The 25,925-nt window shown below is 62.1% G+C and carries 24 protein-coding genes and 2 pseudogenes; 17 read left to right on the forward strand and 9 right to left on the reverse strand.

Going from position 1 to position 25,925, the window contains the following annotated elements:
• Positions 1-52: 52 nt before the first annotated feature.
• A complete protein-coding gene (locus J4P02_RS14080) occupies positions 53-829 on the reverse strand; it encodes an ABC transporter substrate-binding protein (RefSeq protein ID WP_426191175.1) in 777 nt (258 codons plus the stop codon).
• Positions 830-1,410: 581 nt separating this feature from the next.
• On the reverse strand, positions 1,411-3,366 hold the full coding sequence (gene acs, locus J4P02_RS14085) for an acetate--CoA ligase (RefSeq protein ID WP_426191177.1): 1,956 nt from the start codon (positions 3,364-3,366) through the stop codon (positions 1,411-1,413).
• A 411-nt stretch (positions 3,367-3,777) separates the two neighbouring features.
• Between acs and J4P02_RS14090 the strand changes: the two genes are divergently transcribed.
• The 3 genes from J4P02_RS14090 (at position 3,778) to J4P02_RS14100 (ending at position 7,142) form a co-directional block, all read left to right on the forward strand.
• The gene (locus J4P02_RS14090; protein WP_426191179.1) at positions 3,778-4,041 is read left to right on the forward strand and encodes a DUF2790 domain-containing protein; all 264 of its coding nucleotides are present in this window, start codon (positions 3,778-3,780) and stop codon (positions 4,039-4,041) included.
• Positions 4,042-4,752: 711 nt separating this feature from the next.
• Positions 4,753-6,000, forward strand: coding sequence for a ribonucleotide-diphosphate reductase subunit beta (locus J4P02_RS14095; protein WP_426191181.1), 1,248 nt, complete (start codon positions 4,753-4,755; stop codon positions 5,998-6,000).
• Between the two features lie 161 nt (positions 6,001-6,161).
• Positions 6,162-7,142 (forward strand): hypothetical protein, encoded by a 981-nt coding sequence (locus J4P02_RS14100; RefSeq protein ID WP_426191183.1) that lies wholly within the window; start codon positions 6,162-6,164, stop codon positions 7,140-7,142.
• A gap of 23 nt (positions 7,143-7,165) precedes the next feature.
• Here the strand turns inward: J4P02_RS14100 and J4P02_RS14105 are convergent, their stop codons facing one another.
• Positions 7,166-7,981 carry a sulfite exporter TauE/SafE family protein gene (locus J4P02_RS14105; protein ID WP_426191185.1) on the reverse strand — a complete coding sequence of 272 codons (816 nt, stop codon included), beginning with the start codon at positions 7,979-7,981 and terminating at the stop codon, positions 7,166-7,168.
• Positions 7,982-8,095: 114 nt separating this feature from the next.
• Between J4P02_RS14105 and J4P02_RS14110 the strand changes: the two genes are divergently transcribed.
• Positions 8,096-8,887 carry an AraC family transcriptional regulator gene (locus J4P02_RS14110; protein WP_426191187.1) on the forward strand — a complete coding sequence of 264 codons (792 nt, stop codon included), beginning with the start codon at positions 8,096-8,098 and terminating at the stop codon, positions 8,885-8,887.
• A 105-nt stretch (positions 8,888-8,992) separates the two neighbouring features.
• Positions 8,993-9,310 (forward strand): XRE family transcriptional regulator, encoded by a 318-nt coding sequence (locus J4P02_RS14115; protein ID WP_426191189.1) that lies wholly within the window; start codon positions 8,993-8,995, stop codon positions 9,308-9,310.
• Here the strand turns inward: J4P02_RS14115 and J4P02_RS14120 are convergent.
• A complete protein-coding gene (locus J4P02_RS14120; RefSeq protein WP_426191191.1) occupies positions 9,292-9,849 on the reverse strand; it encodes an AAA family ATPase in 558 nt (185 codons plus the stop codon). The genes J4P02_RS14115 and J4P02_RS14120 overlap by 19 nt on opposite strands.
• A 75-nt stretch (positions 9,850-9,924) precedes the next feature.
• A complete protein-coding gene (locus tag J4P02_RS14125) occupies positions 9,925-10,986 on the reverse strand; it encodes an MBL fold metallo-hydrolase (RefSeq protein WP_426191193.1) in 1,062 nt (353 codons plus the stop codon).
• Positions 10,987-11,188: 202 nt separating this feature from the next.
• Here J4P02_RS14125 and J4P02_RS14130 point away from each other — a divergent pair, with 202 nt between their 5' ends.
• The 5 genes and pseudogenes from J4P02_RS14130 to J4P02_RS14150 all read left to right on the forward strand — a co-directional run bounded on the left by J4P02_RS14130 (position 11,189) and on the right by J4P02_RS14150 (position 15,329).
• On the forward strand, positions 11,189-11,797 hold the full coding sequence (locus tag J4P02_RS14130) for a TetR/AcrR family transcriptional regulator (protein ID WP_426191195.1): 609 nt from the start codon (positions 11,189-11,191) through the stop codon (positions 11,795-11,797).
• Positions 11,798-11,959: 162 nt separating this feature from the next.
• Positions 11,960-13,030, forward strand: coding sequence for a diguanylate cyclase (locus J4P02_RS14135; protein WP_426191197.1), 1,071 nt, complete (start codon positions 11,960-11,962; stop codon positions 13,028-13,030).
• Positions 13,031-13,477: 447 nt separating this feature from the next.
• Positions 13,478-14,107 (forward strand): annotated as a pseudogene (locus tag J4P02_RS14140) (PAS domain-containing protein); the annotation flags it as partial.
• Between the two features lie 159 nt (positions 14,108-14,266).
• Positions 14,267-14,707, forward strand: a pseudogene (locus J4P02_RS14145) (methyl-accepting chemotaxis protein); the annotation flags it as partial.
• A gap of 88 nt (positions 14,708-14,795) precedes the next feature.
• On the forward strand, positions 14,796-15,329 hold the full coding sequence (locus J4P02_RS14150; protein WP_426191199.1) for a DUF1003 domain-containing protein: 534 nt from the start codon (positions 14,796-14,798) through the stop codon (positions 15,327-15,329).
• 5 nt (positions 15,330-15,334) lie between these two features.
• On the opposite strand, the gene J4P02_RS14155 is transcribed toward J4P02_RS14150, so the two are convergent.
• Positions 15,335-16,303 (reverse strand): LysR family transcriptional regulator, encoded by a 969-nt coding sequence (locus J4P02_RS14155; RefSeq protein ID WP_426191201.1) that lies wholly within the window; start codon positions 16,301-16,303, stop codon positions 15,335-15,337.
• Here J4P02_RS14155 and J4P02_RS14160 point away from each other — a divergent pair.
• Together J4P02_RS14160 and J4P02_RS14165 are read left to right on the forward strand one after the other, a co-directional pair.
• Positions 16,302-17,021, forward strand: coding sequence for a CTP synthase C-terminal region-related (seleno)protein (locus J4P02_RS14160; protein WP_426191203.1), 720 nt, complete (start codon positions 16,302-16,304; stop codon positions 17,019-17,021). The two genes, J4P02_RS14155 and J4P02_RS14160, sit on opposite strands and share 2 nt — an antisense overlap.
• Positions 17,018-17,341: an antibiotic biosynthesis monooxygenase family protein gene (locus J4P02_RS14165; RefSeq protein ID WP_426191205.1), complete on the forward strand. Its 324-nt coding sequence runs from the start codon at positions 17,018-17,020 to the stop codon at positions 17,339-17,341. The genes J4P02_RS14160 and J4P02_RS14165 overlap by 4 nt, the downstream gene beginning before the upstream one ends.
• Positions 17,342-17,351: 10 nt before the next feature.
• Here J4P02_RS14165 and J4P02_RS14170 read toward each other — a convergent pair whose 3' ends face one another.
• Positions 17,352-17,687, reverse strand: a complete 336-nt coding sequence (locus J4P02_RS14170; protein WP_426191207.1) for a DUF2025 family protein — start codon at positions 17,685-17,687, stop codon at positions 17,352-17,354.
• A gap of 245 nt (positions 17,688-17,932) precedes the next feature.
• Here J4P02_RS14170 and J4P02_RS14175 point away from each other — a divergent pair, with 245 nt between their 5' ends.
• Complete coding sequence (locus J4P02_RS14175) at positions 17,933-19,060, forward strand: glycerophosphodiester phosphodiesterase (protein ID WP_426191209.1); 1,128 nt, start codon at positions 17,933-17,935, stop codon at positions 19,058-19,060.
• A 1-nt stretch (position 19,061) separates the two neighbouring features.
• The gene (locus J4P02_RS14180; RefSeq protein WP_426191211.1) at positions 19,062-19,742 is read left to right on the forward strand and encodes a helix-turn-helix domain-containing protein; all 681 of its coding nucleotides are present in this window, start codon (positions 19,062-19,064) and stop codon (positions 19,740-19,742) included.
• Here the strand turns inward: J4P02_RS14180 and J4P02_RS14185 are convergent.
• Positions 19,720-20,631: a sterol desaturase family protein gene (locus J4P02_RS14185; protein WP_426191213.1), complete on the reverse strand. Its 912-nt coding sequence runs from the start codon at positions 20,629-20,631 to the stop codon at positions 19,720-19,722. The genes J4P02_RS14180 and J4P02_RS14185 overlap by 23 nt on opposite strands.
• A gap of 155 nt (positions 20,632-20,786) precedes the next feature.
• Here J4P02_RS14185 and J4P02_RS14190 point away from each other — a divergent pair, with 155 nt between their 5' ends.
• Entirely contained in the window at positions 20,787-21,104 is a 318-nt protein-coding gene (locus J4P02_RS14190; RefSeq protein WP_426191215.1) for a PepSY domain-containing protein, read from the forward strand.
• Between the two features lie 102 nt (positions 21,105-21,206).
• Here J4P02_RS14190 and J4P02_RS14195 read toward each other — a convergent pair whose 3' ends face one another.
• Complete coding sequence (locus tag J4P02_RS14195; protein ID WP_426191217.1) at positions 21,207-22,832, reverse strand: methyl-accepting chemotaxis protein; 1,626 nt, start codon at positions 22,830-22,832, stop codon at positions 21,207-21,209.
• Between the two features lie 272 nt (positions 22,833-23,104).
• On the opposite strand from J4P02_RS14195, the gene J4P02_RS14200 reads away from it, so the two are divergent.
• Together J4P02_RS14200 and J4P02_RS14205 are read left to right on the forward strand one after the other, a co-directional pair.
• A complete protein-coding gene (locus J4P02_RS14200; RefSeq protein WP_426191219.1) occupies positions 23,105-24,130 on the forward strand; it encodes a transporter in 1,026 nt (341 codons plus the stop codon).
• A gap of 169 nt (positions 24,131-24,299) precedes the next feature.
• Entirely contained in the window at positions 24,300-25,910 is a 1,611-nt protein-coding gene (locus J4P02_RS14205; protein WP_426191221.1) for an inorganic phosphate transporter, read from the forward strand.
• Positions 25,911-25,925 lie beyond the last annotated feature (15 nt).

Genomic DNA, 25,925 nt, shown 5'->3' on the forward strand with positions numbered 1-25,925 from the left:
ACTTCAGAGATTCTGCTGCTTGCGCCATCTCGGACTGACTGTTTCGACGGTCTTACTTGCCGTAGATGTCGAAGTCGAAGTACTTGTCCTGGATTTGCTTGTACTTGCCGTTCTCACGAATGGCAGCGATGGCGGCGTTGATCTTGTCCAGATCGGCCTTGTCACCCTTGCGCACAGCGATACCTACGCCGTCGCCGAAGTACTTGACGTCGGTGAAGGCAGGACCAACGAAGGCAAAGCCCTTGCCGGCGTCGGTTTTCAGGAAGCCGTCATTCAACAGCGTAGCGTCCGCCACGGTGCCGTCGAGGCGACCGGCAGCCACGTCCAGGTAGATTTCGTTCTGCGAGCCGTAAGGCTTGATCTGTGCGCCCAGGGGAGCCAGCACTTCACGGGCGAAACGCTCGTGGATCGAACCGCGCTGCACGCCGATGTTCTTGCCCTTGAGCTCGGCCAGGCCGTCGCTGATCTGGGTGCCGGCCTTCATCACCAGGCGTGCCGGGGTGTTGTAGTACTTGTTGGTGAAGTCCACGGACTTCTTGCGATCGTCAGTGATCGACATCGAGGACAGGATGGCGTCGATCTTGCGCACTTTCAGCGCTGGGATCAGGCCATCGAACTCCTGCTCGAGCCACACGCACTTGACCTTCATCTCTTCACACAAGGCATTGCCGATGTCGTAGTCGAAACCCACGATGCTGCCATCCGGCGCCTTGGAGGCAAACGGAGGGTAAGCCGCTTCGATACCAATTTTCAGCGGCTTTTCATCGGCGAAAGTCGGCAGAGAGAGCACGGACAGTGCCAGGGCGCCAAGAAGCACGAGTTTCTTCATCTTAGAACTCCATCGGTAAAGGGCGAAAACGGCAGAGTGAGCGACAGCCCAATATGCGAATGGTTGAAACCTCAATAGCGGCGCTGCGTCCTGGACAGCCCGCAAAGGGGCTCATGCACAGGCAACGACGAGCGAGTGACCGGCATTCTAACGACAGGCTGGAAGCCGATATTTCCTCAATGCGACAACAAATTACAGAAGCACCGAGAATGCCGGATCAGCACATTGACAGCTCCGCAAAACTATGCAAGAGCGAAAGACAGGGAACCGATCTATGCTGCAAATTGCGGGCCTATTATTGGCAAAGCCTTCTATTCCGGCAAGCGCAGCGTGATGACTTATTTTTTATAGGGATATAAAAAGCCCAGAAATGGGGCGCTGCGTTTCCCATTGCCCCGAAAATGAGCGCAGGGTTACATCTTCGGCAGCATCGGTAACATTCGGCTATGCCCGATGGAAATATCCGATATTTATTTGCGCCTCTTCGCCCCGCGGCAACCGGCTTGCCGGCGCATCCTGCAGGCACAAAAAAGCCCCGCCCGGCGCAAGGCCGGGCGGGGCTCGATGACTCAGAACTCGCCTCAGGCGACGTTCATGGTCTTGTGGGTATCGATCAGATGCTGCACCACGCCCGGGTCGGCCAGGGTGGAGATATCTCCCAGGCCTTCGTACTCCGCGGTAGCGATCTTGCGCAGAATTCGCCGCATGATCTTCCCGGAGCGGGTTTTCGGCAGGCCCGGCGCCCACTGGATGACATCCGGCGAGGCAATCGGACCAATCTCCTTGCGCACCCAGTTCTTCAACTCCAGGCGCAGGGCTTCGCTCGGCTCCTCGCCACCATTAAGGGTCACATAGACATAGATGCCCTGGCCCTTGATGTCATGCGGCACGCCCACCACCGCCGCTTCGGCGACTTTCGGGTGCGCAACCATGGCGCTCTCGATCTCGGCGGTGCCCATGCGGTGCCCGGAGACGTTGAGCACGTCGTCCACCCGCCCGGTGATCCAGTAGTAGCCATCTTCATCGCGACGGGCACCGTCACCGGTGAAATACATGCCACGGAAGGTCTTGAAGTAGGTGTCGACGAAACGATCATGGTCGCGGTACAGGGTCCGCGCCTGGCCCGGCCAGGAGTCGAGGATCACCAGGTTGCCTTCGGCCGCGCCTTCGATGATGTTGCCCAGGTTGTCCACCAGGGCCGGCACCACGCCGAAGAAGGGGCGCGCCGCCGAACCCGGCTTCAGGGCGTGGGCCCCAGGCAACGGGCTCATCAGAGTGGCGCCGGTCTCGGTCTGCCACCAGGTATCGACGATCGGGCAGCGGGATTGGCCAACGTTCTTGTAGTACCAGTCCCAGGCTTCCGGGTTGATCGGCTCGCCCACCGAACCCAGCAGGCGCAGGCTGCTGCCATCGGCGCCTGCGCAGGCCGCAGTGCCCGAGGCCATCATGGCGCGGATCGCGGTCGGCGCGGTGTAAAGGATATTGACCTTATGCTTGTCGACGATCTTCGCCACCCGGGTCACGTCCGGATAGTTGGGCACGCCTTCGAACAACAAGGTGGTAGCGCCATTGGCCAGCGGGCCATAGACGATATAGGTGTGGCCGGTGACCCAGCCGACGTCGGCGGTGCACCAGTAGATTTCACCCGGGCGGTAGTCGAACACCCGCTCGTGGGTCAGCGAGGCATACAGCAAATAGCCGCCCGTAGTGTGCTGCACGCCCTTGGGCTTGCCGGTGGAACCGGAGGTGTAGAGGATGAACAGCGCTTCCTCGGCGCCCATTTCCTTCGGCGCGCAAACACTGCCGGCCACCTTCATCAGGTCTTCGTACCAGATGTCGCGATGCTGGTTCCACTTGATATCGCCACCGGTGCGCTTGCACACGATGACCTTCTGGATGCTGCTGGTTTCCGGGTTGGTCAGGGCGTCGTCGACATTGGCCTTGAGGGAGATCTTCTTGCCCGCACGAATGCCTTCATCGGCGGTGATCACCACTTTCGAGCGGCAATCGATGATACGACCGGCCAGGGCCTCGGGGGAGAAACCACCGAACACCACGGAATGGATGGCGCCGATGCGGGTACAGGCCAGCATGGCCACCACCGCCTCGGGAATCATCGGCATATAGATAGTCACCACGTCGCCGCGGTGCACGTCCTGGCCACGCAGGGCGTTGGCGAACTTGCAGACTTCCTCATGCAGTTCACGGTAGGTGATGTTGCGGCTTTCGGAAGGATCGTCGCCTTCCCAGATGATCGCGATCTGATCGCCACGCTCGGCGAGATGGCGATCCAGGCAGTTGTAGGAAACGTTGAGGGTGCCGTCGGCGAACCATTTGATATCGACATGGTGATCGTCGAAAGAGGTTTGCTTCACCGTGGTAAAAGGCTTGATCCAGTCGAGACGCTTGGCCTGTTCACGCCAGAAACCGTCCGGGTTCACGACCGACTGCTGGTACATGGCCTTGTAGGTCGCCTCGTCAGTCAGCGTAGTGGCCAAAACCTCGGGACGAACGGGATACAGAGAAGCCGCACTCATCTTTCTTACCTCGGTGACATAGTTGTTTTTGTATGACCCCGTTGTAGCCGGGGGGCGCCTATAGAACCATTCGACGATGGTAGTAACAACCCCCTGCGAAATGCCCCGATATTTTCCGCAAGCCTTCAAGACCGCTACTTACAGCGACAATCCCGGTATAGAAAAATGTTCTGGCTACCCCCTGGAAGGGGCTTTTTCGGGGATTGTTACAAAAACTGTCAAAGGTGTTTATCAAAAGTGCACCTATATGGCAGACCGCCCCGCACCTAAAATCTGCCTCGCCAACCCGGCAATCTGATTAACCAAGTTGCAGCCCCCACGAAGGCAGTTAATCAAACCTCTACTCAAGTTCCACACGCAGCCGCAAAACGGCTGCGTGACCCCACACGACCTTAGAAAGGTAAAACGCAAATGAAAGCTTTATTAGTTCTGGCCCTCAGCAGTCTGTGCGCTACCGCAATGGCTGACGAGATCCCGACTGATGTCGCCAACCAGCAAGTAGCCGTTGAGGAATATAGTTACTCCACTGATCTGGATATCGCCAAAGTTATATCCATGAGCGAAGTTCCAGAAGTATGCGAAGTTGTACCCGCTCGCATGGAATATGAAGACTCAAAAGGTCAGCGGCATATTCTTCAATACCGAGTAATGGGCAACGGTTGCTCTAACGGTTGATCGACCGCTTCATTGCATGACTGCCGGCCGCAAGAAATCCCTCTTGCGGCAAGGATGCTCAAAGTGCCCTCGGCACCGACAACAGCATCGCAGCCCGCGACGTGCGACCACGGCGATCGCACGCCTCCCCTCTTGGTAAACAACGCCCCCGGCAAGCACTTCGATCAGGGTTGCGGCAACAGCCTTTGAGCCCCGGCGAGAACCTGCGACGGAGCCATTGACAGAGACGCATCGACAAGATTCGAGTTGTGTTCAAAAGCGGTAAAAGGCTTGCAAAAACACAACATCTAGTAAAATTGACTGTTTTTTGCCCAGTCGAGCAAAATTTTTCGACCCTCGAAAAAAAAACTTTTTCGAGCAAAGCCTTGTAAACCCTCGCTCTGCCCACGGTCACCACCCATCTCGGGCTCGCCTGCGCCCATCGGTCGCCCCACGACCCGGAAAATATCCTTATAATGCGTCCACAAAACGGGACCGCAACATTCCCTTACCGGATGCACACCACCTGCTGATTTCCCTTGCTGGACCGAGATCCTCGGCGCCACCGGACATCAGCCCCAGGCACCCGGGCATGTATTTTTGTTTATTGCCTGCGTTCGCTGCTGCAACAAACGATTTCCATTGATTTAACGCGGCCAATGGCGCCGTGTGGAAAACCAACCCTATTGTTTTCACACGGGCATCTGGCCCACGAGCAGGAGACGACACGTCATGCTGAGCTGGGACGAATTCGACAAAGAAGAAGGCGAAGTTGTGGCCAAGGGCAACAACGCCGGCCAGGCCGCTGAAGCTAACATGGACCGCCTCGACAGCGCCGGCGGTGCCGCCGCACTCGAAGCCCGCGCCGTGACCGCCAACGACTCCGCTGCCGTTGCAAAGGCCAAGGCCTCGCTGGACCAACTCGACATCGCCGAAGGCCTGGCTGAACTGGAAGGTTCTTCCGCCCGTGTCGCGGTTGACGAAAAGCGCATGATCAACTGCCGCGCCGACCTCAACCAGCTGGTGCCATTCAAATATGACTGGGCCTGGCAGAAGTACCTGGACGGCTGCGCCAACCACTGGATGCCGCAAGAGGTCAACATGACCGCCGACATCGCCCTGTGGAAAGACCCTGAAGGCCTGACCGACGACGAGCGCCGCATCGTCATGCGCAACCTGGGCTTCTTCTCCACCGCCGACTCCCTGGTAGCCAACAACCTGGTCCTGGCCGTGTACCGCCTGATCACCAACCCCGAATGCCGCCAGTACATCCTGCGCCAGGCCTTCGAAGAGGCGATCCACACCCACGCCTACCAGTACTGCATCGAATCCCTGGCCATGGATGAAGGCGAGATCTTCAACATGTACCACGAGATTCCATCGGTCGCGAAGAAAGCCGCCTGGGGCCTGAAGTACACCCGTTCGATCTCCGATCCGAAATTCGAAACCGGCACCGTCGACACCGACAAGGAACTGCTGCGCAACCTGATCGCCTACTACTGCGTTCTGGAAGGCATCTTCTTCTACTGCGGCTTCACCCAGATCCTGTCCATGGGCCGTCGCAACAAGATGACCGGCGTTGCCGAGCAGTTCCAGTACATCCTGCGCGACGAATCCATGCACCTGAACTTCGGCATCGACGTGATCAACCAGATCAAGATCGAAAACCCGCACCTGTGGGATGCCGAGATGAAGGAAGAAGCCACCCAGATGATCCTCCAGGGCACCCAACTGGAAATCGAATACGCTCGCGACACCATGCCGCGCGGCGTACTGGGCATGAACGCGGCGATGATGGAGGACTACCTGAAGTTCATCGCCAACCGTCGCCTGTCGCAGATCGGCCTGAAGGAAGAATACCCGGGCACCACCAACCCATTCCCATGGATGAGCGAGATCATGGACTTGAAGAAAGAGAAGAACTTCTTCGAGACCCGCGTGATCGAGTATCAGACTGGCGGTGCCTTGAGCTGGGACTGATTCCCGCAGCAGCAGCCCACAAGCCCTGACCTGTTCAGGGCTTTTTATTGCCCATGGAAAATGCCAGCAGCTTCACCGGAACACGACAGATTAAAGTGCGTGCAGCCTCCAGGGCCTGCCGTTATAAAGGCTGCTTCCCAGGCTTAAGGACTCAAGCACCCATGAAATTCGCCACCGCCTACTGCATCAGCCTCGACGACAAGCTGTCGATCTATGACGTGCGGGATCTGAATTTCGATGAAACCAACGACTTCGATTCGGCCAGGGAAAGTTTCCAGTGCCCCAACGATGAATGCCGCGCAGCCTTCGATGCCGCCAATCTGCTGGGCACCTTCAATGCCAAGAACCTCAATTACCTGCGCACTCCGCACTTCAAGAACCTGCCCGCCACTGCGCATATAGAAAGCTGCCCTTATGGCGCCGGCAAAGGCGTCGCCAGCGCGGAAGGCGCAGTGGCCGAGGATCAGCGCGAGGAACACTTTCCCTCGGAATGGCTGCTGACCCGCCGCGAATACCTGCGCAAGCCGGCCAGCCCTGCAACCACAGAAGATGGGCAACGGGACAATCCGCCAGTCACTCCCGCCCACCTGCCCAAGCCCCACGCCGAGCGCGACAGCACCCCGGACAAGACCAGCGTCTTCGCCCATCCGGTGGAATGCTTCGTGTCGAATATCGACGACAAGGAACTGCTCAAGCGCATGCCGTTGAAGATCGGCGAACACACGGCCAGCTACGCGGCCTTCTTCAAGAAGATCGAGTACCTGCTGGACAACAAGGGGCTGATCTACTGGGGCAAGATCAAGGCGATCAAGGATTACACCCAAAGCTTTCGCATCGATTTCGAACAGAAGGTGTGGTTCAAGGACGACACCGACGCCCGGAAAAAGCCTTACTCGGTCAACGTCTACCTGAGCAAGAAACTGATCGACAACTATCGCAAGCGCAAAGCCTTCCTCGCCGAAATCAAGGCCGCCGCCGACAGCCAGCGGGAGCTGTACTGCTTCTTCTATGGCGTCACTCCGACCCTCAAGCAGGTGCCGAGCAAGAAAGACCCCGAGGCAACCTTCAAGGTCTTCAGCGCCAATATCGAGAACCTGGACCACTTGGTGATCCGCGAGGCTCCGGGGCTGGAGGCGAAGTAACCGCCACGCCAATCACCACCCGGTCATTTCAGGCACATGCTCACCAGCACCAGCAACAACAGGCCGATATACACCCGGGCATGCAGCGCATCAGGAATCCGGCCAATCCAGGGCGTGGCCAGGCGAATGCCCAGCAATGAGCCGCAGGTCAGCACCGAGAACGCCAGAAGATCGACATAACCGACAAACCAGGGGCCCAGATCGAACCGGCTGAAACCCGCCATGGCCATATAGGTAGCCGTTCCCGCCAGGGCCACCGGCACGCTCAAAGGGTTGGCCATGGAAGTGGCCTGGCTCATGCTCAGGCCGCAACGGCGCAATAAAGGCACCGTCATCACACTGCCACCGACGCCAAGAAAAGTGGCGATAACGCCTATTCCTACACCGCCAAACAAGGTTTCGCCCGCACCAAGCAAACGCGCCCTACGCCCTTGCGCCTGTTGAAGAAAGCCACGGCGCAGCAGGCAGTCGGCAATAGTCACCCCCAGGTAGGCGATAAAGGCATAGCGAATCACCTCGCCACTGACCCACATCGCCGCAGCAGCACCGAAAATCGCCCCCAGGCCTATATAGCCAGCCAACGGCCAGAGGTATTCGCGCACGAGATTGCCGGCCTTCTGATGCCGGCGGCTAGCCACCAGCGCGTTGACAATCATCACGCAGGTCGAAGTGGCCACCGCGATATGCATCGCCGCCTGCCCGGCTGCCGAATCGGCGCCCAGGCTGCCCAGCAGCATCCAATACAGCAGCGGCACCACCACGAAACCGCCGCCAAAACCGAACAGCACGGCGCTAATACCCGTCATGCAGCCAAAGAGCGTCAACACTAGGTAGAACATCGAACTCGATCCGTCTTGGAGATGAACTGCGAACGATAGAGCCCTAGCACTTGGCCGACTTCAGCAAGTCAGCCAATAATATTTGCGTTTACGCCAAATACAGGACGGTTCGGCATGCACAACATCTCCATCCAGCAGCTGGATCAAACACCCCGCCCGGTAGTGGCCATAGGCACCGACTATGCTGACGGCCAACGCCTGCCACGCCACCACCACCGAAGGGCACAGCTGCTCTACGGCGCCACCGGGGTCATGCAGGTGAGCACCGACCAGGGCAATTGGGTGGTGCCCCCGCAACGTGCGGTGTGGATCCCCCCCAGGGTCGAGCATCAGGTGCTGATGCTTGGGGTCAGCACCCGCAGCCTGTACATCGAACCTGCCGCCGCACCGCTGGATAGCAGCGGCTGCCGGGTCATCAGCGTCTCACCCTTGCTGCGCCAACTGCTGCTGGAAGCCGTGGATATCCCCCTGGAGTACGAACAAAACGGACGTGACGGGCTGCTGATCGAACTGTTGCTCCACGAGCTGCGCCGCAGTCTGCCCCTGCCCCTGCACATTCCCTTGCCGGAAGGTGGCGCGCTGCTGCAGCTGTGCCAGGCCTTTCTCGCGCAGCCCGATATTCATCAATCCCCGGAACAATGGGCGCAGCACCTGCATATCAGCCTGCGCACTTTCAACCGCAGCTTTCGTCAGCACACCGGCATGAGCTTCATTGCGTGGCGGCAACGGGCTTGTGTGGTCCTGGCCCTGGCGCGCCTGGCGGCGGCGGAACCGGTAACGCGCATTGCCCTGGACTTCGGCTACGACAGCCCCGGAGCGTTTTCCACCATGTTCCGCCGAGTACTGGGGCAATCGCCCTCTTCCTACCTGCAAGCCGGTGAGCGGAGCCCGGGCAAAACCTTGTGACCAAAGGCCTGTCTGGCGGCAAAAATTGAGTTTGCTCGAAGCCCAAAACAACTGTACAAATAACCAGTACAAATCAACTTGCCGCCCAAGCTTCCGGAGAAAACCATGGCCTCTCTTGCGATGAAAATTACCCTGGAACGTATTGCCCTCTACCAATTCACCCCACAGCACTGCACTCAGGCCCGTGACATGCTGGGCTGGGACATGGAGCAACTGTCCCGCGAGTCCGCCGTCTCGGTGTCAGCCATTCAGCGTTTCGAAGCCGGCTACGAAGTCCGCGACGTAACCCGCCTGGCCCTGGCCTTCTGCTTCGAAGCCCAGGGGCTGGTGTTCTTCCCCGGTTTCGCCCCGGGCCGCGGCATGAACATCAGGGGTGCAACCCCCAACCCGATCGACCGCCCCGACTACGCCATGCTTGAGTGATCCAGCACCTCGAGCAGCCGCTCGCACAGCGCCGGCACTGAAAGCCGGGTCGAGTCCAGGCGCACCAACGGGCATGCCAGGCTCTTGATCCAGGTTTCATGACGGCGCCGGCTGCGGGTCCCGTGATCACCTTCGTCATAGCCCGCGGCCCAGGCCAGAAAGGCCTGGGTCGCGGCATGACGCTCTCCCCCCTCGAAAATCTGCACCCCGTATCGCTGGAACTCTCGTGCCCGCAACCGTCGCAGGCGCACGTCAGGGTCCAGTTGCAGGAACACCGCCAGGGTGAAACTGGGAATCAGCACATCGCCCCAACCACAAAGGGAGCCGGACAGCACCCAGCGCGGCTGGCTCAAGACCTGGGATTGCAGCCTCTGAATCCGTTCGTCACGGGGGCGCCGACAGCTAAAGGGGCTGGCACTGGGTTGCCAGTAGAAATCGTCGGAATCGAAGTGTTTGCACTGCAACCGCTCGGCCAACGCCCGGCCCAGGGTGGTGGTCCCGGAACCGGATGCGCCGAAGAGGTGAATTCGATGGGCCATGACACAGCTTCCCTGGGACAGACATGCCACAGTTTTCTACAGCCTTATTGCCCCATTGCCCAGCCGCACCCGGCCTCAGGCAGGCTCGACCCCCGCCCGCTCCAGGGCCGCATCCACCTCCAGCCACCAGGCCGCGCCCTGCTGAGGTCGCGCCAGTTCGAAGGCCTCGCCCATAAGCGGTGTAGTGATGCTCACGCCGCGTTCCCAGGCCAGGGCCAGGATGCGATCGAAGGGCTCGTGCCAGGCATGCATGGACAGGTCGAAGGTGCCGTTGTGGATCGGTAGCAGCCAACGCCCCCGCAGATCGATATGAGCCTGCAGGGTCTGCTCCGGCTGCATGTGCACATGGGGCCATTCGACGTTGTAGGCACCGGTTTCCATCAGCGTCAGGTCGAAGGGCCCGTACTGCTGGCCAATGCGTTTGAAACCGTCGAAGTAGCCGGTATCGCCGCTGAAGAAGATCCGAGTCGGCCCGTCGATCATTACCCAGGACGCCCATAGGGTCTGGTTGCCATCGAACAGGCCACGGCCGGAGAAGTGCTGCGATGGTGTGGCGATAAAGCAGATGCCCTGCACTTCACACCCCTGCCACCAGTCCAACTGCCGGACCTTGGCCGCCGGCACGCCCCACTTGATCAGGGTGTCGCCCACTCCCAGGGGAGTGAGAAAGTGCCGAGTCTTGTTCGCCAGGGCCAGTACAGTCTTGTGGTCCAGGTGATCGTAATGATCATGGGACAGAATCACCGCCTCGATCTCCGGCAATTCCTCAAGGCTGATGGGTGGCTGGTGGAAGCGCTTGGGCCCGGCCCATTGCACGGGCGATGCACGCTCGGCGAACACCGGGTCGGTGATCCAGAACTTGTCGCGCATTTTCAGCAACACAGTGGAGTGCCCAAGGCGAAACACGCTGTGATTGGGTGCCGCCAGCAGTTGTTCACGACCCAGCGGTTGCACCGGAATGGCCCCGGCCGGCCGGGTATTGCGTGGTTTGTGGAACAGCATGTTCCAGAAGATCTGCAAGGTCTTGCCAAAACCTGCACGTCGCACCGGCGCATGGTTGCGATAAGCCCCCTGCTCGCGGCGCGATGAGGTGACCTGGCGGGAAGAACCGGGGGTACTGGAGGAAATAGTGGTCATGTCGCAAATGACTCCATGGAACGCAATCAGGTTCCGAGGTTGCTCTTGAGGACTCTGCATTGGCCAAGGCACGCAAGGGCGGTGGCCAGTCGTCGTTTTGAACGATGAACTACACTACACAGTGTAGTTTCTGCATTGCAACAGGAATAAGACAAAGTAGACTGCCGGATGCCTTTACCGCCCACCTGATCAAAGCCAACTTATGACAGCTCCAAAGCGCCTCACCGACCGCAAACGCAACGCCATCATCCAGGCGGCGATCAGCGAGTTCCGCGCCAGCGGTTTCGAGATCACCAGCATGGACAAGATCGCCGCCACGGCCGGGGTCTCCAAGCGCACGGTGTACAACCACTTTCCCAGCAAGGAAGAACTGTTCGCAGAGATCCTCCACCAGCTCTGGACCAGCATCAGCACCCAGGCGGAAATCGCCTACCAGCGCGACCAGCCCCTGCGCCAGCAGCTGGAGAAAGTGCTGCGCGCCAAGTTGCAACTGCTGGCCGACGACAACTTCCTCAACCTGGCGCGAGTGGCCATTGCCGCCGCCATCCACTCCCCCGAGCGGGCACAGAACATGGTGGCGCGCCTTGGCGAACGCGAAGAAGGCCTGACCCTGTGGATCCGTGCCGCCCTGGCCGATGGCCGTCTCAAGCCGCTGGACCCGGAGTTCGCCGCGCAGCAGATACATGGCCTGCTCAAGGGCTTTGCCTTCTGGCCACAGATCACCATGGGCCAGGCGGCGTTGACGGCCGACATGCAAAGCCAGGTCGTAGAGTCCGCCATGGACCTGTTCCTCGGCCATTACCAGGCCTGAGAAACCGCAGCCAGGCGCTCCTGGCCACCGTGAAATGGCTTCGAAGGACACTGATTATTCCGACTGGAATAAATGACAATATTCACCAGACTGATCCGATAAACGGCCAAGCCGCATAAAACACCACAAGGTGTTTCAGTACAGAACCTGGTGCAGGAACTTATGGAAAACCAACGCGGCAAGGGGCTGTCATTTGCCCGACGCATCTATCGGCCAAGGATTATCGGCCTGGGCATCGGCGGCATCAGTGTCCTCGCAGCCCTCTATCCACTGCCACAGCCCGACTGGATCTGGGCCCTGCTGCTGTTCAATGGCCTGCTCTGGCCACACCTGGCCTACCAGCTCTCCACCCGCTCGGCCTTTCCCTACCAGGCCGAACGCCGCAACCTGCTGCTCGACTCGCTACTGGGCGGTTTCTGGGCGGCCACCATGCAGTTCAACCCCCTGCCCGCAGTCACCATCCTCTCGATGATGGCCATGAACAACGTGGCCGCCGGCGGCCTGCGCCTGTTCATCCGTGGCAGCCTGGCCCAGGGCGTCGGCATGCTGCTGTCCTGGGGCCTGTTCGGGATGCACTTCAGCAGCCAGATCAGCGCCCTGCAGATCTACGCCTGCCTGCCCATGCTGACGCTCTACCCCCTGGCGGTGGGCATGGTCTGCTATCAGCTGGCGATCAAACTGTCCGAACACAAGCGTGCCCTGAGCGCCCTGAGCCGCACCGACAGCCTGACCGGCCTGCTCAACCACGGCTCCTGGAAGGACCTGCTGCATATCAAGTTCCACAAATGCCGGCAGCAGCAAATGGAGGCCAGCATCGCCCTGATCGATATCGACCACTTCAAATCGATCAACGATACCTACGGCCATATCATCGGCGATGCAGTGCTGCGCCACTTGAGCAATGAACTGCGCCGCAACCTGCGTCACGACGACCTGGCCGGGCGCTACGGCGGCGACGAGTTCTGCGTGATCCTGCCACGCATGAGCCACCAGCAGGCGCTGGACGTCATGGAACGCCTGCGCCAGGTATTCAACCAGTACCAGCACCCGCAGGTGGCGGAGCTCAAGGTCAGCCTGAGCATCGGCCTGGCGGCATTCGACCCGCGCTTCCAGGACCCTTCGGGCTGGCTCAGCGCTGCGGACCAGGCCCTGTACCTGGCGAAAAACTCCGGACGCAACCGCACCGCCAGCAATGATAGCGAAGTGAAATCAACACAAAAGCAAATGGCATAAAAACCGATAAAACCTATACAAAAACGAAGTAAAAAATAGTTTTGTACAAGTTTATTTGGCTTTATCCCGGTAGTTGCCATCATAATGCCGCCACTTCGCGGCACAGGGTGAACCCCCAAGCTGCGTGAAAGTGGTAGCCGATCAACCCAACTAAATCGATTCGCAGCCGCTACGTTTCCCTTTGATGCGGATACCGACGCCCGCCCACTGCGTCGCCCGCTTCATCGCTGCGAATCTGTCTGTCAGTCATGGAACGCTGGCATTGAGCAGATCATGTCGAATGCCGGGAAGCATTCGGCACTCCGGCGCACTCAATAGGGATCGACGCGACGCTTCGCCCACAGAGCACCCGCCAACATGCTATTCAACCGCCACAACAAGACCCTCCACTCCCAGCAGCAGACCATTGCTGAACAAGCACGCCTGCTGGAAGCCATCGACCGCTCCATGGCGGTGATCGAGTTCGACCTGCAAGGCAAGGTCCTGCGTGCCAACGACAACTTCCTCAAGACCCTGGGCTACCGCGCAGACCAGGTGATCGGCCAGTCCCACCGCCTGTTCTGCACCGCGCAATACGCCCGCAGCAACGACTACCAGCAGTTGTGGACACAGCTGAACAATGGCCAGTTCCAGTCCGGCACCTTCGAGCGCGTCGGCAGCGCCGGGCAGAGCCTGTGGCTGGAAGCCAGCTACAACCCGATCCGTGACGAATCCGGCAAGGTCTACAAGGTGGTCAAGTACGCCCTGGACGTCAGCGCCCGGGTGCAGGAAGAAGTCGAGGCCCGCAACAAACTGGAGGCCATCGACCGGGCCATGGCGGTGATCGAGTTCAACCTCGACGGCAGCATCATCGATGCCAATGCCAACTTCCTCAGCCGCATGGGCTACACACTGGCCGAGATCAAGGGCAAGCATCACCGCCTGTTCTGCAAGCCCGAACTGGTCAACAGCAGCGCCTACCAGGATTTCTGGGCCCGCCTGAACCGTGGCGAATTCTTCAACGGCCGCTTCGAACGCATCGACAAGCACGGCCGCACGCTGTGGCTGGAGGCCAACTACAACCCGGTCTATGACGCCAGCGGGCGCCTGTGCAAGGTGGTCAAGTACGCCGCCGATGTTACCCAGCAGGTGGAACAGCACGATCACGACGCGCAGAGCGCCAGCCAGGCCTACCACATCTCGGTGCAGACCCGGAAAGTCGCCGAACAGGGCACCGAAGTGATCCAGCAGGCCGCCAGCGAAGTGCGCCAGATCGCCAGCGATATCGAGAACTCCTCGGCGCTGATCGCCCAGCTCGGCGATCGCTCCGAACAGATCACCGCCATCGTCAACACCATCCGCGCGATTGCCGACCAGACCAACCTGTTGGCGCTGAACGCCGCCATCGAGGCCGCCCGGGCCGGAGAGCAGGGGCGGGGTTTCGCCGTGGTGGCCGACGAGGTCCGCCAGCTGGCCGCCCGCACCAGCGGCTCGACGGCAGAAATCTCCAGCATGATCGGCATGATCCAGAACGAAACCCAGGAAGCCATCAAGAGCATGGACGGCACCCGCGAGCGGGCGGCCAAGGGCGTGCAACTGGCGGACCAGGCCGGCACAGTGATCCTGCAAATCCGCGACGGCGCCAGCGAAGCGGTGCAAGCCGTGAGCATGTTCGCCGGAGAACGCACGGTGCTCTGAAACGATGCTTAGCGAGGCCCCGGGGCCTCGCGCGGCAGGCAGGGACAGCTATAGTGGCGCCACGTCCCACAGCCTGGCGGAGGCCATCATGAGTTCCAGCGACACCCCGGATAACACCCCCACCGACCATCTGCGCTTTCATCGCGCCCATGCCCACCTGGGCCCGACCTTCGGCACCGACAGCTTCGCCTTGAAGGCCGAGGCTTTCGCCCGGTTCTTCGGCACTCCGACCTTTCTCGGCGCCCAGACCCTGGTGGTGCTGGTGTGGGTAGCCCTGAACCTCAGTGGCGTGACCCAGTTCGATGCCTACCCCTTTATCCTCCTGAACCTGGCGTTCAGCCTGCAAGCAGCCTATGCCGCGCCGCTGATTCTTCTCGCCCAGACCCGCCAGGCCGCGCGGGACAAGGCCCAGTCCGATGCCGATGCGCAGCACCGCGAAGCCCTGGCCGTGGCCAACAGCGAGCGCCAGGCGCAAGCCGCGCAAACCACCACCCAGCTTCTGGAACTGCTCGAACAGAACACCCGCCTCACGGAAATGACCAAGCAACTGACCGAGCGCGTCGAAAGCCTAACCAGCGAAATGCACCAGCACTTCGTGCACAAGGATCAGCCGCCAAGCTGAGTGCCTCAGCGCCAGCGCAGGTGCTGCCCCAGCTCGTCGAACAGGGTCACCACCGAGCGCAGCGCCCGGCAATCCGGGCGGGTCAGCAGCCACAGCGCAGTGTCATGGCCCAGGGGTTCGCCCAGGGCCTCCAGGCCGCCGCTGCCGATCAGGAAATCCGGCAGCGCAGCCACGCCAAGACCTGCGCGCACCAGTTCGGTCACTGCCAGCATGCTGTTGCAGCGATAGCTGGGCTGCACCCCGGGCAGATGCTGGCGACGCCAGGCCACCGTGGGGTGATCGGGAAGAAAATCATCCGGGGCGATCCAGGCCACCTGCGCCAGGTCGCTGCAATCGACCCGCTGCCGGTACGCCGGGCTGCTGCACACGCGGTATGACACTGCCCCCAGGCAACGGCCCAGCAGATGCTCGGGTGGCGCCGCCGTCAGGCGCACAGCGATATCCGCATCGCGTCGGTTCAGATTGGCGAAATCATTGGAGGTACAGAGCTCGATCGACAGCGCCGGGTACTGCGGCATGAACTGCGCCAGGGCCGGTAGCAGCAGGCCCTGCAGCACCGAGTCGGTACAGGTCAGGCGCACCGTGCCGCTGATGACCTCGCCGCCCCGGGCCACGCCGATCCTTGCTGCTTCCAGGGCCTGCTCTGCCTGTTCGGCCTGCTGCGCCAGGGCCTGGGCCAGGCTGGTGGGCAGGTAGCCGGCACGGCTCTTGTCGAACAACTGCTGGCCAAGCCCGGCTTCCAGCCGCCGCACCGCGCGAAACACCGTCGACACATCGACCTTGAGCAAGGCTGCGGCCCGGGCCAGGGAGCCGCCACGCACCAGGGCCAGGATCAGGCTCAGATCGGGGTAGTCCAGCTGATAGTGCGTCGCTGCATTGATCACTTGGGTAAACGCCAATATTGATTGCGTGAACGCCAATTTATAGTGGCTCCCGGTAGTCGACAAGTCAGCGTCTTCAAAGGAGAGCCCCATGCAGCCACAGGCACCCACACCGACCCTGCGCATCGCCCTGATCGGCGATCAGGACCCGCAGATCACCGCCCACCAGGCCATTCCCCTGGCCCTGGAACAGGCCGCCGCCGAACTCGGGATCAACCTCGGCTATCAATGGCTGGCCACGCCCGGGCTGACCCACGAGCAGTCACTGCAAGGCTTCGACGGCATCTGGTGCGTGCCCGGCAGCCCCTACCGGAATATCGACGGTGCCCTGCTGGCGATCCGCGTGGCCCGGGAGCGGCAGCGCCCCTTCCTCGGCACCTGCGGCGGCTTCCAGCACGCGGTCCTGGAATATGCCCGCAACGTGCTGGGCTGGAACGACGCCGAACACGGTGAACTCAACCCCGAGGCCGAGCGCGCACTGCTCACCCCCTTGAGCTGCGCCCTGGTGGAAACCCGCGACTGCATCCAGCTGCAAGCCGGCAGCCGGATCGCCGCAGCCTATGGCAGCCAGCGCATCGAGGAAGGTTATCGCTGCCGCTACGGGGTCAACCCGGACTTTGCCGACGCCTTGCTCGACGGCGCCCTGCGCGCCACGGGCCACGACAACGCGGGGGACCTGCGCGCCGTGGAGCTGGAAGGCCATCCGTTCTTCGTCGCCACCCTGTTCCAGCCCGAGCGCGCAGCCCTCCAGGGCCGCACCCCACCACTGGCCAGGGCCTTGCTCAAGGCCTGCCTGGAGGCGCAAGGATGATCGAGCAGACCCCCGCCCCACCCTATTACGCGGTGATCTTCAGCTCCCAACGCCGGGAGCCGGACCCAGCCTACGACCAGGCCGCCGAGCGCATGCTCGAACTGGCTCGCCAACAACCGGGGTTTCTCGGCGTCGAATCGGCCCGGGGCAGCGACGGTTTCGGCATCACCGTCTCCTACTGGCGCGATGAGGCGGCCATCCTCGCCTGGAAGCACCAGGCCGAACACAGCGCCACCCGCGAACGCGGCCGCAGCCACTGGTATCAGTCCTTCCACACCCGAGTCAGCAGGGTCGAGCGGGCCTACAGCTTCGGCGATTGAATGGTCGCCCTCAGCCCTGGGTCGGCACCAGCAGGCTGCGCACGGCGCAGATTTCCGGCAGATCGCTGCGGCGCATATAGACCCGCAGCGGTTCGCTGATATTGATCCGGTCGTCGATGTTCTGGTCCAGCAGCAACTGGATCTGCTCGCGGCGCAGGCTCATGGTCTGGTCGAACACCTGCGCCCAGACGAATTCATTGGCCGGCACTATGGCGTCGTCGGCCACATCCATACCGAAGGAGTCTTCGCTGAAACGCACGATGTAGCGGCCGGTCTTGTGATTGAAACCGACGAAACCCTTGAGCTGGTCGGCAGCCTGGCAGATGAGTTCGGAGGTGATGCTCATGGTAAACCTCACGGTTAGTCCCGCAGGACAGGTGATCGATGGTCTACACGCGAGGCAAGGTAAGGGCTGTTTTCAGGCTTCCCTCTGACGGGGAAACTGCGCTGGCCAAGAGTACTGCAAAGCGCTGGAAAAAACCCTGAAAGATGCGCATCAGAGGGGTTTATGTCGCTCTGGAGATAGCACAAGCGTCATTGTGTTGCTAAAAGATAGGTCGTTGAAATCCCCCCCACGAAAGGACTTCGAGCATGCCAGCGACCTTTACCTCCCCTGCCCTGATGCTGGGCTTGATGCTCGCTTGCGGCCTGGCCCAGGCCACCGAACAACCCGACCCGGATGCCCTGGCGGCCCGCCAGGGCATCCCCCAGCCGGCAGTAATCGCCCATCGTGGCGCCTCCTTCGACGCCCCCGAATCCACCGCCGCCGCCTACAAACTGGCCCGGGATCTGGGGGCCGACTACCTGGAGCTGGACCTGCAACGCAGCAAGGACGGCGTGCTCTTCGCCCTGCACGACAACAACCTGCAACGCACCACCGACGTGGCGCAGAAATTCCCCGAGCGCAAGGACAGCCCGGCCAACGCCTTCACCATGGCCGAACTGAAAACCCTCGACGCCGGCAGTTGGTTCAACCAGGCCCACCCGGAGCGGGCACGGGGGAGTTTTGCCGGCCTGAAAATCCTCACCCTGGATGAAATCATCGACATCGCCCAGGGCAGCGCGCGGCACAAGCCCGGGCTCTATATCGAGACCAAGGAACCGCAACTGTTTCCCGGCATCGAACGCGACCTCAAGGAAAAGCTCCAGGACCGCGGCTGGCTGAGCCCGGCGGGTTCCAAGCTGGCCAAGAGCGAACTGGCGGTGGGTCAGGGCAAGGGCAAGGTGGTGCTGCAGACCTTCGACAAGCACAGCCTGGAGCTGCTGCACCAGGAAATGCCCAAGGTGCCCAAGGTGCTGTTGTTGTGGCTGGCTCCGGGGAGCATCGAACCGGCCTCGGGGCAGAGCTTCGCCAGCAGCGGCGAAACCGACAAGGCCGCCTTCCTCGCCCGCCAGTTGCCCAAGGACCCGGCTGAATTCAAGCGCTGGGTCGACTTCGCCAAGGCCCAGGGCGCCATCGCCACCGGCCCCTCGGCAGCCCTCAGCGGCGGTGGCGAGCAAAGCTATGCCGACCTGGTGCAACCCTGGATGAATCAGTACACCCACGAGCAAGGGCTGCTGGTGCATGTCTACACCGTCGACGAGCCCGTGGACTTCAAGAAGGTGATGGCGGCCGGGGTCGATGGCATCTTCACCAACCGCAGCGACGAGTTGCTCAAGTACTTCAAGCGTGCCCCCAGCGCCGGCGTGCCCCAGCTGCTGGAGGCCAGCGGTTACTAAAATGGGCACCTCCTACTGGCGCGGCGAACTCTGGCTGGGCCCCGACTACGGCCTGGTCCAGGGCCAATTGGGGCACACCACGGCCCATGCCCACTACGCCCATCAACTGATCATCGCGGTTGGCTCGCCGGTCACGGTGGAACTCGACGGCGTGCGCCATAGCGGGCATTGCCTGCTGATCCCGGCCTTGCAGCGCCACGCCATGGTCCAGGCTCCGGACCCGGCGTTCAGCCTCTATGCCGAACCGCTGCGCATCGCCGCCAGCGACCTGCAACGCTGTGTCGAAGGTGTCGAGGCCTCGTTGCCAAAGCTGCAGGCGGCCCTGGAGCAATGCCCACGCCAGCCCATTGCCGACCCTCGTGTGGAGCGCGCCCTGCAAGCCCTGGACGCGACCCTGGAAGGCAAGGTGGCAGCCACCCAGCTGGCGGCCGAGGCCCATGTCTCCCTGAGCCAGCTGGAGCGCCTGTTCAGCCGCGATGTTGGCCTGTCGGTGCGGCGCCTGGTGCTCTGGCGCCGCTTGCGCCTGGCCATGGCCCTGGTCCTGCAGGGCCAGAGCATGACCCAGGCCGCCCACGGTGCGGGTTTCGCCGACAGTGCGCACTGCTCCCGCACCTTGAAGGCGCTGTTTGGCGTCAGCGCCGGCCAGGCCCTGAAAACCCTCAATCCGCGGCTGCTGGCCTGACCGGGCGGCGCAAGGCCTCGGGTACTCGGGGTTCGGCGCTGTAGTGCTGGGCCCTGAAGGGCTCCAGCAATTGCGCTAAGTAGGCCACGGGGTAATCCGGACGGCTGCCGATCCCCAGGTCGCCCTGGCGCATTGCATAGTCATGGCGATAGAACGCGGTGCCCAGCAACCCGTCCCAGAGGTTGAAGAACAGGCCGAAATTCACGTCCCCGGCGCGGCCGTACTTCATGTGATGAAAGCGATGCACCGGCGCCCAGGCGAACACCCAGCGCAACGGCCCCAGGCGCATATCGACATTGGAATGCTGCAACAGCAGCTCGATGGCGATGGCCAGCGCCAACAGCTGCGCCACCGGCAAGGGAATCCCCAGCACCAGCAAGGGCAGCAAGCCCGCCGAGGCCTCCAGCAACTGATGCAGCGGGTGCTTGAGCAGGCCGTTGAAACCGTACATGCGCTGCACACTGTGATGCACTGCATGCAGGCGCCAGAGCCAGGCCCAGCGATGGCTGGCGTAGTGCGCGAGGGTGATCCCGCAATCGGCGATCACTATCGCCAGCGCCAATTGTCCCCACAGCGGCCAGTCCCGCGGCCACAGGCCGTCATGGGCCAGCAGCGCCACCAGCCCCGGCAGGGCCAGCAGGCCGACAGCGTTCAGGCTTTCATTGACCAGCGCATGCAGGCAGTCCCGCAGCCGGTCACCCTGGGAGCGATTCCATAGCGGTTCGTAGGGCAGCCCCCACTCCGCCAGGAACGACACAAGCAGGGCCACCGCGAACAGCACCAGCAAGCCCCCCGCCCCGGCTCCCGGGGTCGCCATCCAGTACAGGGCAGCACCGATGAATCCGCCAAAGAACAACGGCCCGTACAAGCACGCAAACATCTGTTTCATTCACTGAGTCTCCTTCTAGGGAGCCCCAGCTTGCGACCGGCCCTGGCAGCGCGGCTTGAACAAACGGCGCAAACACTGCGTTGAATTAAGGGTGAATTAAGTTGCAGCAACTAACCTGTGCCCATCCCAAGCCATCACCCCAAGGAATCGACACCATGACCAAATTCTCCGCACTGTTCGCCGCTGCCGCCCTGACCCTCGGCGCCGGCCTGGCCCAGGCCGATGTGCGCCCGGACCTGATCCCGGGCCTGCTCAAGTCCGGCGCCATCATGGATCTGGAACAACTCAACCAGGCTGCCCTGGCCCAGCACCCGGGCACCACCGCCGCGAATATCACCGACACCGAACTGGAGCAAACCGCAACCGGCGCCTACGTCTATCAGGTGGAGCTGCGCGACAGCAAAGGCATCGAGTGGGACGTGGACCTGGACGCCAAGACCGGCAAGGTCCTGAGCAACAAGCAAGACAAGTAAGACCCCGCACAGCACAAGGCCGCGCTCCTTATTGGCAGCGCGGCCTTGTGCTGTTTGTCACTGGGTATCGACCTGCCTGAGGTCGGCACCGGCTCTGCGACTTCAGGCGCTCAAACGCGCGGTCACTTCGTTCAACTGCCCCGACAAGCCATGCAGGTTGCGGCTCGCTGCCTCGGTGCGCTGGACATTGTCCAGGTTGGTGCTGGCAATCGAGGTGATCTCGGTGAGGTTGCGCGAAATGTCCTCGGCCACCGAAGTTTGCTCCTCGGCCGCGGTGGCGATCTGCCGGTTCATGTCGCGAATCGCTTCCACCGCCTCGGTGATGCGCTCCAGCATGGCCCCGGCCTCGGTCACTTGTTTGACGCTCTGCTCGCTGCGCGACTGCCCGCTCTCGATCGCCTGGGCGGCGTCCACCGCGCCGGTCTGCACGGTCTGGATGATCTGGTTGATCTCGATGATCGACGCCGCTGTGCGCTGGGCCAGGCTGCGCACTTCATCGGCGACCACGGCGAAACCGCGCCCGGCCTCGCCGGCCCGGGCCGCTTCGATGGCAGCGTTGAGGGCCAGCAGGTTGGTCTGCTCGGCAATCCCCTGGATCACTTCCAGGACCTTGCCAATGCGCCCGCTGTCGGTTTCCAGCTGACGGATCACCGAAGCGGTGTTGGCAATCTCGCCGCGCATCTGGGTGATGCTGTGGATGGTGCTCTGCATCACCTGCTCGCCCTGCTGCGCCGACTGATCGGCATCGTCGGCGGCACGTGCGGCATCGGCGGCATGGCGCGCCACTTCCTGGGCCGTGGCGGACATCTCGTTCATCGCCGTGGCCACCTGGTCGGTGCGGCTGAACTGCTCGTTGGTGCCCTGGGACATCAGGGTGGCAATGGAATTGAGCTCGCCACTGGAACTGTCCAGCGCCGAGGCACTGCGCTGCAGGCTGCTGAAGGTCTGGGCGAGGAAATCCCGCAGGGTGTTGGCGGCGGCGGCCAACCGGCCCAGTTCATCCTCACGGGTGCTGGCCACGCGCTCGGCGAACTGACCACGGCTGAGCTGGGCCACATAGTCGATCAACTGGCGGATCGGCTGCACCAGGCTGCGGTTGACCAGCCACAGGCTGAGCAGGCCAATCAGCAGGCCGGAGGCGAGCATTACCGTGATCCCCAGCCACACCGTACGGTCGGCCGCGGCGCTGATATCGCGGGACTGCTGCTCGCTGTGCTTGCGCAACTCGATCACCAGTTCGCTCATCTGCTCGCTGGTGGCCCGGTCCACGCCCTTGACCGCGGCATCGCCGGCAGCCGGATCGGCGCCCTGCGCCACATAGGCATCACGGCCCGTCTGGTAGGCCGCGCCAAGCTGGCGGTGCTCTTGCGCCAGGCGCTGCACCCGGCTCTTCAGGCTCGAGTCCAGGCCTGGAGCCTGGGCCAGTTGGCCAAGAATGTTCTGCACATCCCGCTGCCGATCCTCGAACAGCTGCCAGTACTTGTTCAGGTCCTGGGGCTGTTTGCCCCGCAGCAGCACGTTCTTCCACTCCTGCACCTGGCTCTTGAACTGCAGGTTGGCCTCGTCGATCAGTTGCGAGCTCTGCAACGGGCCGTCGATCAATGCGCGGTAGCTCTGTACGCCAGAAGACAGGAAGTGGAAAGACGCCAGGGCGATCAACAGCATCGCAAACAGGCTACCGCTCAGCAGGGCAAGAATTTGCGCTCTCAGGGATTTTTGCAAAAACATCGAGAAGATCTCATGGCAGGAATAAGGCAGGCCGGCAAAAGGCATGCATGGGTCCGAACATCCCTGTCAGGAGCATTCGAAGTGGCTCGAATGCAGATTGCATGTGAGCGTGATCGGCACTGGCGGCCCATTCTTGAGCGCCGCCGACCACCGGTACACCGTCAAAAATTGTGCACTTTTAAACGTCACAAAAATGTCAAAAAGCCTTGCCATGATGAGGCCCAGGTGAACCTGCGAAAGCCCCGCCAGGCACTGCCCTCCTGCGAGACTCCATGAACCACAGCATCGACCAGAGTCACCGTGACGCCGACCTGTTCGGCCTGCTCTACGGCTTCGCCTTTCGTCCCGGCGAACGCGGCCGCGAACTGGATTCGGCCAAGGCCCTGCACGCCCTGCAACAGCCACAAGCCAGCAACGACGAGTTTCTCTGGCTGCACCTGAACCTGGCCCACGCCGCCTGCGAACGCTGGATGCAGGCCCACCTGCAATTGCCCGAGGAATTCTTCGAGGCCCTGCACGAAGGCTCGCGTTCGACCCGCATCGAACACGTCGACTCGGCGCTGCTGGCGGTGGTCAACGACGTGGTGTTCAACTTCAGCAGCATGGTCTCCTCGGACATCTCCACCCTGTGGGTCTGCGTGCGTAGCAACCTGATCGTCAGCGCCCGCCTGCAACCCCTGCACTCGGTGGACAAACTGCGCTCCTCGGTCAAGGCCGGCGAACGTTTTCGCTCGCCCCTGGAACTGCTGGTGCACCTGCTGCGCGACCAGGGCGAAGTGCTGACCCAGATCGTGCGCAAGACCAGCCTCAGCGTCGACCAGATCGAAGACCAGTTGCTGGCCGCCCGAGTGTCCACCAACCGCGCCGAACTGGGGGCCATGCGCCGGGTGCTGGTGCGCCTGCAACGCCTGCTGGCCCTGGAGCCGGGCTCGCTGCTGCGGCTGCTCAACCGTCCACCGCAATGGCTGCAGAAGGAAGACGTCAAGGAACTGCGCAAATCCACCGAGGAGTTCGCCCTGATCATCAACGACCTCACCGCCCTGGGCGAGCGGATCAAGCTGTTGCAGGAGGAGATCGCCGCCAACCTCAACGAACAGACCAACCGCACCCTGTTCACCCTGACCGTGGTCACGGTACTGGCGCTGCCGATCAATATCATCGCCGGTTTCTTCGGCATGAACGTCGGCGGCATCCCCTTCTCCGGCGACCCGGAAGGTTTCTGGATCCTGGTGGCACTGGTGGCCACCTTTACCCTGATTGCCGGGCGCTGGGCCTTTCGCAAGCGCCAGGACTACTGAAAAACCAGCGCCTACGGGACGGGGCGGTCGTCGGTGGATGGCGGCAACGCTAGGGTCAAACAGACCAATGCAGAAGCCAATCGCCGAAACACTGACCTAAGGCAGTCTCTCTGTAATATTCAGCAACGATCATGGGTGACACTCCTTCCCGCCACAGGATTGTCCAGCAATGGCCACCCCGTCCCTGACCGCCCCATCTCCCAGGCTTGACGCCAAGCCGCAACTCGACAAGAAACCCGGCCCCTTCACCCTGGTGGTGTTCTGCGCGGTGCTGGCCCTGGGCTTGCTGTTCACCGCCTACAGCCTGGTGCACGACATGCACGAGCTGGGCACCACGATCACCACCTGGACACCCTTCCTGCTGTTGGGGGTGGCGCTGCTGATCGCCCTGGGCTTCGAGTTCGTCAACGGTTTCCACGACACCGCCAATGCCGTGGCCACGGTGATCTACACCCATTCGCTGCCGCCGCAGTTCGCGGTGGTCTGGTCCGGCTTGTTCAATTTCCTCGGAGTGCTGCTGTCCAGCGGCGCGGTGGCCTTCGGCATCATCGCCCTACTGCCGGTGGAACTGATCCTGCAAGTGGGGTCCTCCGCCGGCTTCGCAATGATCTTCGCCCTGCTGATCGCCGCTATCCTGTGGAACCTCGGCACCTGGTGGCTGGGGCTGCCGGCGTCTTCGTCCCACACCCTGATCGGCTCGATCATTGGCGTCGGCGTGGCCAATGCCCTGATGCACGGCCGCGACGGCACCAGCGGCGTGGACTGGGCCCAGGCCACCAAGGTCGGCTATGCCCTGCTGTTCTCGCCCCTGATCGGCTTCGTGTTCGCCGCCCTGCTGTTGCTGGCCCTGCGCCTGTTCGTCAAGAACCGCGCCCTGTACCAGGCGCCCAAGGGCGACACACCACCGCCCTGGTGGATTCGCGGCCTGCTGATCCTGACCTGCACCGGGGTGTCCTTTGCCCACGGCTCCAATGACGGCCAGAAAGGCATGGGCCTGATCATGTTGATCCTGGTGGGCACCCTGCCCATGGCCTACGCCCTGAACCGCACCATGCCCGCCGACCAGTCGCTGCAATTTGCCGCGGTGGCCGAAGTCACCCAGCAGGCGCTGGTAAAAAATGCCCCGCAAGCAGCCCCCGCCGACCCGCGCGCGGTGCTCTCGGAATACATGCGCAGCAAGCAGGCAACGCCCGAACTGGTGCCGGCCCTGGCGGCCCTGACCGGTGCCATCGGCAATGAAGTGAAAGGCTATGGCTCGCTGGCCAAGGTGCCGGCCGAAGCCATGGGCAACGTGCGCAACGACATGTACCTGACCAGCGAAACCATCCGCCTGATGGACAAGAACCAGGTCGGCCATTTCGATCAGGACACCCGGGACAAGCTGCAACTGTTCAAGCAACAGATCGACAACGCCACCCGTTTTATCCCGCTGTGGGTGAAGATCGCCGTGGCCATCGCCCTGGGCCTGGGCACCATGGTTGGCTGGAAGCGCATCGTGGTTACCGTCGGCGAGAAAATCGGCAAGACCCACCTGACTTACGCCCAGGGCGCCTCGGCGGAAACCGTGGCCATGCTCACCATTGGCGCGGCAGACATGTTCGGCCTGCCAGTGTCCACCACCCACGTTCTCTCTTCGGGGGTGGCGGGCACCATGGTGGCCAATGGCGGCGGCTTGCAGATGCGCACCATCCGCAACCTGGCCATGGCCTGGATCCTGACCCTGCCAGCGGCCATCCTGCTGTCCGGCAGCCTGTACTGGCTGTTCACCCAGATCTTCTAAGCCTGTCGCTTGCCG

The sequence above is a fragment of the Pseudomonas sp. NFXW11 genome, from assembly GCF_049887815.1.
Lineage (GTDB): Bacteria > Pseudomonadota > Gammaproteobacteria > Pseudomonadales > Pseudomonadaceae > Aquipseudomonas.

Coding starts and splice junctions, on each gene's coding strand:
- J4P02_RS14080 (WP_426191175.1), bottom strand. CDS start 829: ATGAAGAAACTCGTGCTTCTTGGCGCCCTGGCACTGTCCGTGCTCTCT.
- acs (WP_426191177.1), bottom strand. CDS start 3,366: ATGAGTGCGGCTTCTCTGTATCCCGTTCGTCCCGAGGTTTTGGCCACT.
- J4P02_RS14090 (WP_426191179.1), top strand. CDS start 3,778: ATGAAAGCTTTATTAGTTCTGGCCCTCAGCAGTCTGTGCGCTACCGCA.
- J4P02_RS14095 (WP_426191181.1), top strand. CDS start 4,753: ATGCTGAGCTGGGACGAATTCGACAAAGAAGAAGGCGAAGTTGTGGCC.
- J4P02_RS14100 (WP_426191183.1), top strand. CDS start 6,162: ATGAAATTCGCCACCGCCTACTGCATCAGCCTCGACGACAAGCTGTCG.
- J4P02_RS14105 (WP_426191185.1), bottom strand. CDS start 7,981: ATGTTCTACCTAGTGTTGACGCTCTTTGGCTGCATGACGGGTATTAGC.
- J4P02_RS14110 (WP_426191187.1), top strand. CDS start 8,096: ATGCACAACATCTCCATCCAGCAGCTGGATCAAACACCCCGCCCGGTA.
- J4P02_RS14115 (WP_426191189.1), top strand. CDS start 8,993: ATGGCCTCTCTTGCGATGAAAATTACCCTGGAACGTATTGCCCTCTAC.
- J4P02_RS14120 (WP_426191191.1), bottom strand. CDS start 9,849: ATGGCCCATCGAATTCACCTCTTCGGCGCATCCGGTTCCGGGACCACC.
- J4P02_RS14125 (WP_426191193.1), bottom strand. CDS start 10,986: ATGACCACTATTTCCTCCAGTACCCCCGGTTCTTCCCGCCAGGTCACC.
- J4P02_RS14130 (WP_426191195.1), top strand. CDS start 11,189: ATGACAGCTCCAAAGCGCCTCACCGACCGCAAACGCAACGCCATCATC.
- J4P02_RS14135 (WP_426191197.1), top strand. CDS start 11,960: ATGGAAAACCAACGCGGCAAGGGGCTGTCATTTGCCCGACGCATCTAT.
- J4P02_RS14150 (WP_426191199.1), top strand. CDS start 14,796: ATGAGTTCCAGCGACACCCCGGATAACACCCCCACCGACCATCTGCGC.
- J4P02_RS14160 (WP_426191203.1), top strand. CDS start 16,302: ATGCAGCCACAGGCACCCACACCGACCCTGCGCATCGCCCTGATCGGC.
- J4P02_RS14155 (WP_426191201.1), bottom strand. CDS start 16,303: ATGGGGCTCTCCTTTGAAGACGCTGACTTGTCGACTACCGGGAGCCAC.
- J4P02_RS14165 (WP_426191205.1), top strand. CDS start 17,018: ATGATCGAGCAGACCCCCGCCCCACCCTATTACGCGGTGATCTTCAGC.
- J4P02_RS14170 (WP_426191207.1), bottom strand. CDS start 17,687: ATGAGCATCACCTCCGAACTCATCTGCCAGGCTGCCGACCAGCTCAAG.
- J4P02_RS14175 (WP_426191209.1), top strand. CDS start 17,933: ATGCCAGCGACCTTTACCTCCCCTGCCCTGATGCTGGGCTTGATGCTC.
- J4P02_RS14180 (WP_426191211.1), top strand. CDS start 19,062: ATGGGCACCTCCTACTGGCGCGGCGAACTCTGGCTGGGCCCCGACTAC.
- J4P02_RS14185 (WP_426191213.1), bottom strand. CDS start 20,631: ATGAAACAGATGTTTGCGTGCTTGTACGGGCCGTTGTTCTTTGGCGGA.
- J4P02_RS14190 (WP_426191215.1), top strand. CDS start 20,787: ATGACCAAATTCTCCGCACTGTTCGCCGCTGCCGCCCTGACCCTCGGC.
- J4P02_RS14195 (WP_426191217.1), bottom strand. CDS start 22,832: ATGTTTTTGCAAAAATCCCTGAGAGCGCAAATTCTTGCCCTGCTGAGC.
- J4P02_RS14200 (WP_426191219.1), top strand. CDS start 23,105: ATGAACCACAGCATCGACCAGAGTCACCGTGACGCCGACCTGTTCGGC.
- J4P02_RS14205 (WP_426191221.1), top strand. CDS start 24,300: ATGGCCACCCCGTCCCTGACCGCCCCATCTCCCAGGCTTGACGCCAAG.